Source organism: Dorea sp. BIOML-A1 (assembly GCF_009875615.1).
GTDB lineage: Bacteria > Bacillota > Clostridia > Lachnospirales > Lachnospiraceae > Dorea_A > Dorea_A amylophila.
On record NZ_WWSA01000016.1, the window covers coordinates 52,182 to 65,065 of the forward strand.

Genomic DNA, 12,884 nt, shown 5'->3' on the forward strand with positions numbered 1-12,884 from the left:
CACAGGAGGTTGTAGGACGTTGGATTCAGGGAAAAGAAAACGAATCCGGATACTGGGAAAGATATTATTTATATTATATGTAATATTTATTGTATATTTCCTGCTGTTCTCTGATTGGTATGGACGTACAGGTGAGATGAGGGAATACCATTATAATCTGGTACTGTTTAAAGAAATCAAAAGATTCTGGCAGTATCGTGAGCAGGTGGGATTCTTTGCAATGTTCACCAATTTATTTGGAAATGTGATTATATTTATTCCGTTTGGATTTTTCCTCCCGATGGGAAGCAGACAAAGAAGTTTTATTGCAACGGCATATTACAGCTTTGTACTGAGCCTGTGCGTGGAAGTCTTCCAGCTTATTACAAAGGTGGGGAGCTTTGATGTAGATGATCTGTTACTGAATACCATCGGTGGAATTTGCGGATATATATTATTTGCAATATGTGCGGCAATAAGGAGAAGACATGCTGGGAAAAAAACTAAGAACAGAAGATGATAGAATTAAAGCGGTAGCGAAAGCCCGTAAAAAAAAGCGGAAAAAGATGATCAAAACGAAATATGGACAGAAAGCAGTCAGACACTCCAAAAGGGGTGTCTATTCCTGTACTTATGCAGTGGTGATTGCATTTCTGGTGATCGTGATGATTCTTTTTTCATTTTTAAACAAAGGAAATGTCAATATATTGATCGGATTTTTCGGACTGGGAACCTGTGCGATGGCAGTGATTGGAATCTGGCTTGGCATGAAAGGATTCAGAGAACGCGAAAAGATTTATACAACATGCAAGGTGGGAATCACAGTAAATGCGGTATTTCTCGCCGTTATGGTTGGATTATTCGTCAGGGGGCTTATGTAGAATGATAGAAGAAAGATATGAACTGGCACTTGACCGTATCCGTCTGATGCAGACAGAAGATACGGTGAAAGAGCCTTACAGAGATTATTTTAAGAAGATGGCAGAGTTCGTGCTTATGCTGGACGAACTGAGAGATGAACTTCTGGACGGAAGGTATCAGAAACTTACGCTGGAAGAATTAAGAACATGGAACAGACGGCTGTATCAGGATGTTTTGCCGGAGCAGTATAAAGAAAGTTATGCGAATCCGGATTATGCGTGTAAGATGTTTGGAAAAGAATCAGGACAGATTCTTGGAATGTTATATGCGGAACTTCGTGGGGCAGTCGTTTATGTTTTTGAGGGAAAGACGGAATATCTGGCAATTTTGTATGAATTATTGATTGAAATATATAACCAGTTCGAGGATACACCGGATGCAAAAACAGCCCGTGATATTTTTTACTGGTATGCAAGTGATTATTGTGATGTATTCCTTGCGGATCGTATCAGAGAACAGATCCTGCCGGAAGAATCCTTCGCAACAGATCTGATCATGAACAGTGATCTTAAAGATCTCAGATATCTGTATCAGTTTGGAGAGTATATCAGCGAAAACGAATGGAAGACAGCAGAGCATCTGAACCGTCTCCCGGAAGAGACTATCCAGAAGATGGCAGATGTCTATTCGGAAGGATACCGTATCGGATTCGTAAATACCGGAAAAGATCTTTCGAAGAAATCGGTAGTGAATATCCGTTATATTCTTGGATTTGAACGTGTAGTAAAGAAAGCGATAGAGAACTTTGAAAAAATGGGATTAAAACCGGTCATCTATCGTGCAGCGGTCAGTGTGTTGACAAAGAGACAACATTACAAGATCGGATACTGCGGAGCAGTGGCAAATAAGCAGTATGAATACGATCATAAAGATGATCAGGCAATCTTCATGGATAAGAAGTACCTGGAGCGCAAACTGGAAGTGATGCAGACAACATATGAACATTATAAGAAAGAGGCAGCCGGGGTTGCAGGACCGGCATGCATTGACATGTTTGGTGAAGAACCATTCGAACCGGTGGCAAAAGAGACTGTGGCAAAGCTTTCGGAGAGTCAGGAAGAGATGATCCTGCAGTATGACAGCCGTCAGAGCCAGATGGTGAACAGGTATATCAAAGGAGAAGAGCGCAGCTTTACGATCATTGCCTATCCGGTGCCGGAGATCGGAGAGAAGTATGAAGAGATTTTCGATGAGATTATCCGTATAAACACACTGGATGCAAAAGTATATGAAAAAGTACAGCAGACACTGATTGATGCATTGGATCAGGGAGAATACGTGCATATTCTCGGGACGAATGGGAATCGTACAGATCTGAATGTGCAGTTACATCCGTTGAATGACCCGGCAAAAGAAACAATCTTTGAGAACTGTGTGGCAGATGTGAATATTCCGGTCGGGGAAGTCTTTACTTCTCCTGTTCTGGAAGGAACGAACGGAGTCTTACATGTCAGCAAAGTGTATCTGAATGAACTGCAGTATCGTGATCTGGAGATCACATTCTCAAATGGCATGGTATCAGAGTATAACTGTGCGAACTTTGATCGCGATCTGGAAAATAAAGCGTATATTCACGATAATGTATTATACAAACATCCGACGCTGCCGCTTGGTGAATTTGCGATCGGAACGAATACAACTGCATATATAACTGCCAGGAAGTATGGAATCGAGGATAAGATGCCGATCCTGATCGCAGAGAAGATGGGACCGCATTTTGCGGTGGGAGATACATGTTACAGTTGGTGCGAGGATATCAAAGTCTATAATCCGAACGGAAAAGAGATTATTGCAAGAGACAATTCGGTATCGATCCGCAGAAAAGAAGATGTATCAAAAGCATATTTCCACTGCCATACAGATATTACCATTCCATATGAAGAACTTGGAAGTATTACGGTTGTTACAAAGGATAAAAAAGAGATTGTGTTACTGGAAAATGGAAAATTTGTACTTCCCGGTACAGAGATTTTAAATGAACCATTGAAAAATTCTAATAAATAGGGTATGATTTATTTGTCAAACTTATAAGAAAGGATGAAAATTATGCCAAAAGTAGGAATTATCATGGGCAGTGACTCAGATCTTAAAGTTATGAGTAAGGCTGCAGTAATGCTGGAAGAGTTAGGAATCGAGTATGAGATGACGATCATCTCAGCACATCGTGAACCAGATGAACTGATTGAATGGACCAGAGGAGCAGAAAGCCGCGGAATAAAGGTTATGATCGCCGGTGCAGGAATGGCAGCAGCCCTTCCGGGAATGTGTGCAGCATTATTTGCCCTTCCGGTTATTGGTGTACCTCTTTCAGGAAAGAATCTGGATGGAATGGATGCAGTGTTTTCAATCATGCAGATGCCGCCGGGAGTTCCGGTTGCAACCGTTGCGATCGATGGCGCAAAGAATGCAGCAATTCTTGCAGCAAAGATTCTTGCGGCTTCAGATGAAGAACTTCTGAAGAAACTGAAAGCTTATACAGAAGAACAGAAAGAGGCAGTCAAAGCCAAAGCAGCAAAGCTTGATTCTATCGGATATGAGGCATATCTGGCATCAAAATAATAGATATAAAAGTACAAAAATAAATAACAGGTACAAAAGGAGATCGGATTATGGATTACAAAAAAGCTGGTGTGGATATTGAAGCGGGTTACAAGTCAGTAGAACTTATGAAAGAGCATGTAAAGAAGACCTTGCGTCCGGAAGTTCTTGGAGGACTCGGAGGATTCTCGGGAGCATTTTCTCTTGCGAAGATCAAAGAAATGGAAGAACCGGTGCTGTTATCAGGAACAGACGGATGTGGAACAAAGGTCAAACTTGCCATGATCATGGATAAGCACGATACCATTGGAATCGATGCAGTAGCTATGTGTGTGAATGATATTGCATGTGCAGGCGGCGAGCCGTTATTCTTCTTAGACTATATTGCATGTGGAAAAAATTATCCGGAGAAGATCGCGTCTATCGTAAAAGGTGTGGCAGAAGGATGCCTGCAGTCAGAAGCAGCCCTGATCGGCGGAGAGACAGCAGAACATCCGGGACTTATGCCGGAAGATGAATACGATCTTGCAGGATTTGCAGTTGGTGTATGTGATAAAAAAGATATGATTACAGGAGAAGACTTAAAAGCAGGAGATGTACTGATCGGTATGGCATCTTCAGGTGTGCACAGCAATGGATTCTCACTGGTACGTAAAGTATTCGAGATGACAAAAGAATCGTTGGATACATATTATGATGATCTGGGAACTACACTCGGAGAAGCACTGCTTGCTCCGACAAGAATCTATGTCAAAGCATTAAAGAGCATAAAGAACGCAGGAGTGAAAGTGAAAGCCTGCAGCCATATCACAGGAGGCGGATTCTATGAGAACATTCCAAGAATGTTAAAAGACGGAGTAAAAGCCGTTGTAGAAAAAGACAGTTATCCGGTTCCGCCAATTTTCACAAAGCTTGCAAAAGAGGGAAATGTAGACGAGCATGCAATGTACAATACTTATAATATGGGTATTGGTATGATCGTTGCGGTTGATCCTGCTGATGTAGATAAGACAATAGAAGCAATCAAAGCGACCGGAGATACTCCATATGTGATCGGTCATATCGAAGACGGTGAAAAAGGAGTGACATTATGTTAAATGTCGTAGTTCTGGTATCCGGTGGCGGAACAAATCTGCAGGCAATCATAGATGCAGTAGATTCCGGCGAGATTACAAACACAAAGATTGCCGGCGTCATCAGTAATAATAAGAATGCATATGCACTGGAGCGTGCTGAAAAACATGGGATTCCGAATCAGTGTATATCTCCAAAAGATTATGAAAGCCGTGAGATTTTCAATCAGGAATTTATGAAGGCTGTGGATGTCATGCAGCCAGATCTGATCGTTCTGGCCGGATTTCTGGTAGTGATTCCGGCAGAGATGATCGCAAAATACAGAAACCGTATGATCAACATTCATCCGTCCCTGATCCCGGCATTTTGCGGAACAGGATTTTATGGATTGAAGGTGCATGAAAAAGCACTGGAACGCGGAGTGAAGGTGGTTGGTGCAACGGTACATTTTGTAGATGAAGGAACCGATACCGGTCCGATCATTTTGCAGAAAGCAGTTGAAGTGGAACAGGAAGATACCCCGGAAGTTCTGCAGAGACGTGTAATGGAGCAGGCAGAATGGAGAATTCTGCCAAGAGCCATTGATCTGATCGCAAACGGTAAAGTTAAAGTAGAAGGACATCGTGTGACGATCGAGTCATAGAGGATAAAGGAGCAGTGTAAGATGAAAGTATTAATCGTTGGAAGTGGCGGAAGAGAACATGCAATCGCATACAGCGTTGCAAAAAGCGATAAAGTAGACAAGATTTACTGTACTCCGGGAAATGCGGGAATTGCAGAATTTGCAGAGTGTGAACCGATCGGAGCCATGGAATTTGACAAGATCGTAGCATTTGCAAAAGAAAAAGAGATTGATCTGGTTATTGTTGGAATGGATGATCCACTGGTTGGCGGTCTGGTGGATGAACTGGAAGCCGCAGGTATCCGTACTTTCGGACCTAAAAAGAATGCAGCGATCCTTGAGGGATCAAAAGCATTTTCCAAGGATCTTATGAAGAAATATAACATTCCGACTGCAGCTTATGAGAATTTTACAGATCCGGATAAGGCAGTTGAATATCTGAAGACGGAGGCCAGATTCCCAATCGTATTAAAAGCAGACGGACTGGCACTTGGAAAAGGCGTGCTGATCTGTAAGAATCTGGAAGAGGCTGAAGAAGGCGTGAAGACGATCATGCTGGATAAGAAATTCGGTACAGCCGGTAATGAGATGGTTATAGAAGAATTTATGACAGGAAGAGAAGTCTCAGTACTGTCATTTGTAGATGGAAATACAATCAAAACAATGACTTCCGCACAGGATCATAAGCGAGCAGGTGATGGAGATACAGGTCTGAATACAGGAGGAATGGGAACATTTTCACCAAGTCCGTTCTATACAGAAGAAGTAGATGACTTCTGTAAGAAATATGTATATCAGGCAACCGTTGATGCTATGAAGGCAGAAGGAAGACCGTTCAAAGGTGTAATCTTTTTCGGACTGATGCTGACAGCGGACGGACCGAAGGTTCTGGAATACAATGCCAGATTCGGAGATCCTGAAGCACAGGTGGTTCTTCCGAGAATGAAAAATGATATCATTGATGTAGTAGAAGCTTGTATTGATGGTACGCTGGATCAGATCGATCTGCAGTTTGAAGACAATGCTGCAGTATGTGTTGTTCTGGCAAGTGACGGATATCCGGTGAAATATGACAAAGGACTTCCAATCAGCGGACTGGAGGAATTTGACAGGCACGAAGGCTATTACTGCTTCCATGCAGGTACGAAATTCAACGGTGATCAGATTGTGACCAACGGCGGACGTGTACTTGGTGTGACAGCAAAGGGAAAAGACTTAAAAGAAGCAAGAGCTAATGCCTATGCGGCAACCGAATGGGTAAAATTCGATAATAAATATATGCGTCATGATATTGGTAAAGCGATTGACGAAGCATAAAAAGTACGAAAAGAGTATGAAAAGAAGAGCTTACGATTTAGGTTGTAAGCTCTTTTTAATTGTGTTATAGTATCCATATAACAAAAGAAAAAGACAGATAACAGGTGATGAGATGTTGATAGAAATTGATTTTAACAGCAGCGAGGCAATCTATGTACAACTGCAGAATCAGATTATCATGGGGATTGCAACAGACATGATTCGGGAGGGAGATACCTTACCGTCTGTCAGACAGCTGGCGGATACTGTGGGAATTAATATGCATACGGTGAATAAAGCGTATTCGATCTTACGGCAGGAAGGGTTCATCCAGTTGGACAGGAGAAGAGGAGCCGTAGTCGCCATTGATGCGGACAAGGCACAGGCAATGTTAAAACTCAGGGAAAAGCTTGCGATATTACTTGCAAAAGGATGCTGCAAGAATATTGGAAGAGAAGATGTGCATGCATTGGTGGATGAGATATTTGACGAGTATAGAAGATAGGCAGAAAGGAACAAAAAGGCATGGATTATACAAGGCAGGCTAAGGAAGTGCTGAAGATTGCAGAAAAAAGTGCGAAGGAGATGGCACACCCTTATGTAGGAACAGAACATCTGCTTCTGGGACTCAGAAAGGTCTATACCGGCGTAGCGGCGCAGGTTCTGGGAATGAACGGGGTAGATGAAGAAAATATACAGAAAGTGATGTCCGAACTGATCTCTCCTGCAGGTGAGATGCCAGACAGAAAGAGACCAGAATACAGTCCGAGACTGGAATATATTCTGGAAGACAGTAAGACAGAGGCAGAACAGTTCCGCTCAGAAGAGATTGGAACAGAACATATGCTGACGGCACTTATCCGTGATATGGATTGTGTTGCTGCAAAGATCCTGACTACGTTAGGTGCGAATCTTCAGAAGATCTATCAGGAAATATTTGAAACTGTCGGGATCGATCCGAAGATGTATCAGGAAGAATATGGACCGGAAGAGGGGAGAAAGAACGGAGTATTGGATCAGTATGGTACCGATCTGACAGCAGAAGCAGAAGAAGGAAAGCTCGATCCGGTCATCGGAAGAGAAGAAGAAATCGGACGGCTGATGCAGGTCTTAAGCAGACGCACAAAGAACAATCCCTGTCTGGTCGGGGAACCGGGCGTTGGTAAGACAGCAGTCATCGAAGGGCTTGCAACACAGATTGCAGAAGGCATCGTGCCGGAAGGAATCAGGGGAAAACGTATCTATACCATGGATTTGGCAAGTATGATCGCCGGATCAAAATACCGCGGAGAATTCGAAGAACGTATGAAACGTCTGATTCAGGAGGTGAAGGCGGCAGGTAATATCATTCTGTTTCTGGATGAAGTGCATACGATCATTGGTGCGGGTGGTGCAGAAGGAGCGATGGATGCGTCTAATATTCTGAAGCCGTCCCTTGCAAGAGGAGAACTGCAGCTGATCGGTGCCACAACGATCGTGGAATACCGCAAATATATTGAAAAAGATGCGGCACTGGAAAGAAGATTCCAGCCAATCACGGTAGAAGAACCAGATAAAAATCAGTGTCTGGAGATACTGAAAGGTCTGCGCTCCAGATATGAAAAACATCATAAAGTAAAGATAAGAGAAGAAGCGCTGGAGGCAGCAGTCAGCTATTCCAACCGCTATATCAATGACCGTTTTCTTCCGGATAAGGCGATTGATGTTGTGGATGAAGCATGCTCAAAAGTAAGCTTGCGTGGATTTAAAGTACCGGAAAATGTATATAAACTGGAAAAGGCACAGACGGAACTTGCAAAGGAACTGGAAGAAGCAATTCAAAGCGGCAATATCATTGAGGCATCCATGCTTCATAAAGAATTAAAGGATGCAGAAGAGAAATCAGAACAAATCAAGAAACGTATTCATAAGAAGAATGATGCAAAGTATCTGGAAGTAACGGAAGAAGATATTGCAGAGGTCGTATCACAGTGGACGAAGATTCCGGTAAGTCGTCTGGCTGAGTCAGAAAGCACAAGGTTAAATAAGCTTGAACAGACACTTCATAAGCGTGTGGTCGGGCAGGATGAAGCGGTAACAGCAGTAGCAAAATCTATCAAGCGCGGAAGGGTCGGACTGAAAGATCCAAAGCGTCCGATCGGTTCGTTCTTATTCCTGGGGCCAACAGGAGTCGGAAAGACAGAATTATCCAAAGCTCTTGCGGAAGCCCTCTTTGGAGAGGAGAATTCTATGATCCGTGTAGATATGTCTGAATATATGGAAAAGCATAGTGTGGCAAAGCTGATTGGTTCGCCTCCGGGATATGTCGGACACGATGACGGCGGACAGCTTAGCGAACAGGTGAGAAGACATCCATATTCCGTCATCTTGCTTGATGAGATAGAAAAAGCACATCCGGATGTGTTTAATATCTTTTTGCAGGTGTTAGATGACGGGCACATTACAGATTCACAGGGAAGAAAGGTGGATTTTTCGAATACTGTGATCATTATGACATCTAATGCCGGAGCACAGTCAATCATCGATCCGAAAAAGCTGGGCTTTAATACAAAAGAAGATGCCGCAGGAGATTATAAGCGGATGAAGAATAACGTTATGAATGAGGTCAAGTTTATCTTCCGTCCGGAATTTTTGAACCGTATTGATGAAATTTTGGTATTCCATCCACTGACAGTTGAGCAGATGCAGAAGATTGTGGGATTGATGTGCAGAGAACTGATCAAACGTGCAAAAGATCAGCTTGGAATCGATCTTACGATTCGTGATTCTGTGAAAAAGCATATTGTAGAGACTGGTATGGATAAGAAGTATGGGGCAAGACCACTCAGACGCGCTGTACAGAATCAGTTAGAGGATAAACTTGCCGAGGCAATTTTAAGTGGGGAAATCGGAAGAAATATGAAAGTTGTTGTTGGAATCTCTAAAAAAGAAATTAAATTTACGGCAAAGACTACAAATTAAAAATATTTTATTATATAATAGAATGAACGAAAGAAGAACCTTAGGAGGACAAGAAAATGGCAGCAGTGAAAGAGCTTTTAAGAGCTGAAACAGACGGTACACTTAGTTTTGGAGATTATACATTAGACAGCAAAACTAAGTTAGACGGATTCGAATTTCAGGGGGATATCTACAAAGTTAAGACGTTCAAAGAGATTACAAAATTAGAAAAGAACGGAATGTTTGTATACGAATCCGTACCGGGAACTGCAGTAGAGAATTTCAAGGCAACAGAGAACGTAGTTTCGTTTAAAGTATGTGGAGAGACAGATTTTCAGTTTACACTTGGAATGGAAGCGGATGCAGAGTATGTTGTATACATGGATGATGTGAATATCGGAGACATGACAACAAACTTAAGTGGAAAACTCAGCGTAAGTGCAGAAGCAGATCCAGGAAAAGAGATTGGAATTAAAGTCGTAAGAAAATAATGGCAAAAATAAAGAAAAGTATATATTTCTGTCAGAATTGCGGACATGAAGAAAGCAAGTGGCTGGGGCAGTGCCCAATGTGCAAAGAGTGGAATACATTTGTGGAGGAAAAGGTGAGTACTCCGGCAGCCGGTGTATCCAGAGGCAGCAGTGTGGCAAAGAAAAAGAGTCAGATTGTGACTTTATCCAGTGTATCAACGACAGATGAAGAACGAACAAAAACTGGAATAAAAGAATTAGACAGAGTATTAGGCGGGGGAATCGTACAAGGTTCCCTCGTATTAGTAGGTGGGGATCCCGGAATCGGAAAATCAACACTGCTGCTTCAGGTGTGCCAGAAGCTGGCAGCCAGGCAGAAGAAGGTGCTTTATATTTCCGGAGAGGAATCATTGAAGCAGATTAAATTGCGTGCAAATCGAATGGGAGAATTCGCGGATAGTCTCTTTTTATTATGTGAGACGAATCTGGCAGCAATTCAAAGTGTGATTGAGAAAGAAACACCGGATGTTGCTGTGATTGATTCGATTCAGACAATGTATAATGAAGAAGTGTCATCTGCACCGGGAAGCGTATCCCAGGTGCGGGAATCAACAAATGTACTGATGCAGCTGGCAAAGGGGCTGAATATCTCGACTTTTATCGTGGGACATGTGACAAAGGAAGGAACGGTTGCAGGCCCGAGAGTACTGGAACATATGGTGGATACAGTACTTTATTTTGAAGGCGACAGGCATGCATCATACCGGATACTCCGAGGAGTGAAGAATCGTTTTGGATCAACAAATGAGATCGGCGTATTCGAGATGCGCAGAGAGGGACTATGCGAGGTAGAGAATCCTTCGGAATTCATGTTGAGTGGAAAGCCGGAGAATGCAGCCGGATCTGTGGTGGCATGTGCGATGGAAGGCACAAGACCGATGCTGATGGAGATTCAGGCACTGATCTGCAGGAGTAATTTCGGAATGCCGAGAAGAACTGCGGCAGGATTGGATTATAACCGTGTTAACCTGCTGATGGCAGTTTTGGAAAAGAGGATGGGGCTTCCGTTATCCAATTACGATGCTTATGTCAATATTGCCGGCGGGATTCGTATGAATGAACCGGCAGCTGATCTGGGCATTGTAATGGCTATTGCTTCCAGTTATAAGAATAAACCAATCGCAGAAGATACGATCGTATTCGGAGAAGTTGGATTAAGCGGGGAAGTAAGGGCTGTATCTATGCCCGAGCAGAGAGTTGCAGAAGCTAAAAAACTAGGATTTAAGACTTGTATTGTGCCATCGGTTACATTGAAGTCCATTGGGAAAGTGGACGGAATCGAAGTGATCGGGGTCAGTAGCGTGAATCAGGCAATGAATTATATTTAGAACCAGTGGGGACGGAGTTTTGTGGCTTTTTTAGTGTCCCCACTGGTTCTTTTTTATTTATTGTTATGTGGTATGAGAAAACTATACTATATGAGTTTTTTTGATAACTGTTTCATACATAAAGAACATGATGCATAAAAAGACTCCCAGATAAATCGGAAAGAGTGTAATACCTATGGATCTTGCAATAATGCCAAAAAATGGAGGCATCAGACAAGTTCCAATATAGGCAAACGCCATCTGTACTCCAATAATCGACTGAGATTTGTCCGCACCAAAATGTGCGGGGGTTGAGTGAATAATGGATGGGTAAATCGGTGCACATCCAAGTCCGATGAGGATAAGTCCGGTTAAAGCAATTGTTTTTCCAAAAGGAAAAATCATGGCGAGGACACCGATAAGTATGATCCCTTCACCAAGATGGATCATCTGTGAGTCATTTAGCTTAAAAGTAATGAAACCGCTGATACCTCTGCCTACAGTAATTCCAATAAAGAAGAGACTTGCGAATCCAGCTGCTTTCTCTGAAGAATAACCCAGGTGCAGAACGAGATAACTACTGGCCCAGAGAGAGGATGTCTGTTCGATTGCAGAGTAACAGAAGAAAGCAAAAAGAATTTCTCTGGCGCCTGGAATCTGAAAAATCTGCTTTAAAGTCAGGGCCGGCAAAGTGCAGACGGAACTGGAATCAGGTTGTCCGGTGTTTCCTTTGTTCTGAAATTGCTTCCAAAGAGGAAGACTTATGATTAAAATAGCAGTAAGTCCAATCTGGAAAATGGAAATGTAGCGGTATCCCATAGACCACCCCTGCTTATTAGATAAAGCATATCCCATAATATAAGGTCCAATAGAGGCACCGACACCCCACATACAGTGCAGCCAGCTCATATGCCGGCTTTCGTAATGAAGTGCAACATAATTATTGAGTGCTGCATCAACACTTCCACCGCCAAGTCCGTAAGGAACTGCCCACAGACACAATGCAATAAATGAATGGCTGACAGAGAATCCAATCAAAGCAACAGCAGTAGTAGCTACACTGATGGCAGTGATTTTACCTGTACCAAGTTTTTTGGTAAGTCTGTCATTTTGCAGACTGGATATAACGGTACCGGCGGCTATGATCATGGAAATGATTCCTGCGTAAGAAACGGGTACATGAAAGACCGGATACATGGAGGGCCATGCGGAGCCCAAAAGTGCATCCGGAAGTCCGAGGCTGATGAATGCAAGATAGATTACGGCAAGTAATAAGTGAAACATATAATAGTAACTCCTTCTTTTTATATAAGAAGAATCATAAAAGAAAAGATAGACGGTGTCAAGAAAGGGAAACAGGCAATTTATATAGAAATAAGCAGGGGAAAAGAATGAAATTATCTGAATTGTCTAAATTGAAGAAAATATAAAAACAACGTTGACAATTCAAACCCCCTTGTGGTATATTAATCTAGCTGTCGCGTTAGACAAGGCCGTGAGGTAACAGAGTCGAGCAGAAGACGGCGGGAACTGATTACGGAAAAGCAGAGAATGCCGGATCATAATCAGAAATCTTCGGGAATTGTTCCTGAAAAAAAGAATAAAATAACAGTTGACAAACACAACTGTTTGTGATATTCTTAATAAGCTGTCGCTTGAGACAAACGAATGTTTGAG

General features: G+C 42.6%; 12 protein-coding genes. 11 read left to right on the top strand and 1 reads right to left on the bottom strand.

All coding sequences use genetic code 11. The annotated features are described in order from the left end of the window. Nucleotides 1-19: 19 nt before the first annotated feature. From GT508_RS08010 to radA, 11 genes are all read left to right on the top strand, one after another. Nucleotides 20-499: a VanZ family protein gene (locus GT508_RS08010; protein WP_028086917.1), complete on the top strand. Its 480-nt coding sequence runs from the start codon at nt 20-22 to the stop codon at nt 497-499. Continuing rightward, nucleotides 468-860, top strand: coding sequence for a DUF6142 family protein (locus GT508_RS08015; protein ID WP_055284675.1), 393 nt, complete (start codon nt 468-470; stop codon nt 858-860). The genes GT508_RS08010 and GT508_RS08015 overlap by 32 nt, the downstream gene beginning before the upstream one ends. Before the next feature lies 1 nt (nt 861). Beyond that, nucleotides 862-2,904 (top strand): aminopeptidase, encoded by a 2,043-nt coding sequence (locus GT508_RS08020; RefSeq protein WP_161143979.1) that lies wholly within the window; start codon nt 862-864, stop codon nt 2,902-2,904. 42 nt (nt 2,905-2,946) lie between these two features. Beyond that, on the top strand, nt 2,947-3,459 hold the full coding sequence (gene purE, locus GT508_RS08025) for a 5-(carboxyamino)imidazole ribonucleotide mutase (protein WP_028086920.1): 513 nt from the start codon (nt 2,947-2,949) through the stop codon (nt 3,457-3,459). A gap of 50 nt (nt 3,460-3,509) precedes the next feature. Further along, on the top strand, nt 3,510-4,535 hold the full coding sequence (gene purM, locus GT508_RS08030; protein WP_117598437.1) for a phosphoribosylformylglycinamidine cyclo-ligase: 1,026 nt from the start codon (nt 3,510-3,512) through the stop codon (nt 4,533-4,535). Continuing rightward, the gene (purN, locus tag GT508_RS08035; protein ID WP_161143980.1) at nt 4,529-5,155 is read left to right on the top strand and encodes a phosphoribosylglycinamide formyltransferase; all 627 of its coding nucleotides are present in this window, start codon (nt 4,529-4,531) and stop codon (nt 5,153-5,155) included. Before purM ends, purN begins: the two co-directional genes overlap by 7 nt. 21 nt (nt 5,156-5,176) lie before the next feature. Then, the gene (purD, locus tag GT508_RS08040; protein ID WP_117598438.1) at nt 5,177-6,451 is read left to right on the top strand and encodes a phosphoribosylamine--glycine ligase; all 1,275 of its coding nucleotides are present in this window, start codon (nt 5,177-5,179) and stop codon (nt 6,449-6,451) included. Nucleotides 6,452-6,563: 112 nt separating this feature from the next. Continuing rightward, nucleotides 6,564-6,935 carry a GntR family transcriptional regulator gene (locus GT508_RS08045; RefSeq protein WP_055284684.1) on the top strand — a complete coding sequence of 124 codons (372 nt, stop codon included), beginning with the start codon at nt 6,564-6,566 and terminating at the stop codon, nt 6,933-6,935. A 20-nt stretch (nt 6,936-6,955) separates the two neighbouring features. Further along, nucleotides 6,956-9,391: an ATP-dependent Clp protease ATP-binding subunit gene (locus GT508_RS08050; RefSeq protein WP_161143981.1), complete on the top strand. Its 2,436-nt coding sequence runs from the start codon at nt 6,956-6,958 to the stop codon at nt 9,389-9,391. A 56-nt stretch (nt 9,392-9,447) separates the two neighbouring features. Then, entirely contained in the window at nt 9,448-9,861 is a 414-nt protein-coding gene (locus GT508_RS08055) for a hypothetical protein (protein ID WP_028086926.1), read from the top strand. Then, nucleotides 9,861-11,228: a DNA repair protein RadA gene (gene radA / locus GT508_RS08060; RefSeq protein WP_028086927.1), complete on the top strand. Its 1,368-nt coding sequence runs from the start codon at nt 9,861-9,863 to the stop codon at nt 11,226-11,228. The genes GT508_RS08055 and radA overlap by 1 nt, the downstream gene beginning before the upstream one ends. An 81-nt stretch (nt 11,229-11,309) precedes the next feature. Here radA and GT508_RS08065 read toward each other — a convergent pair whose 3' ends face one another. Next, nucleotides 11,310-12,491: an MFS transporter gene (locus GT508_RS08065; RefSeq protein WP_118224506.1), complete on the bottom strand. Its 1,182-nt coding sequence runs from the start codon at nt 12,489-12,491 to the stop codon at nt 11,310-11,312. Nucleotides 12,492-12,884 lie beyond the last annotated feature (393 nt).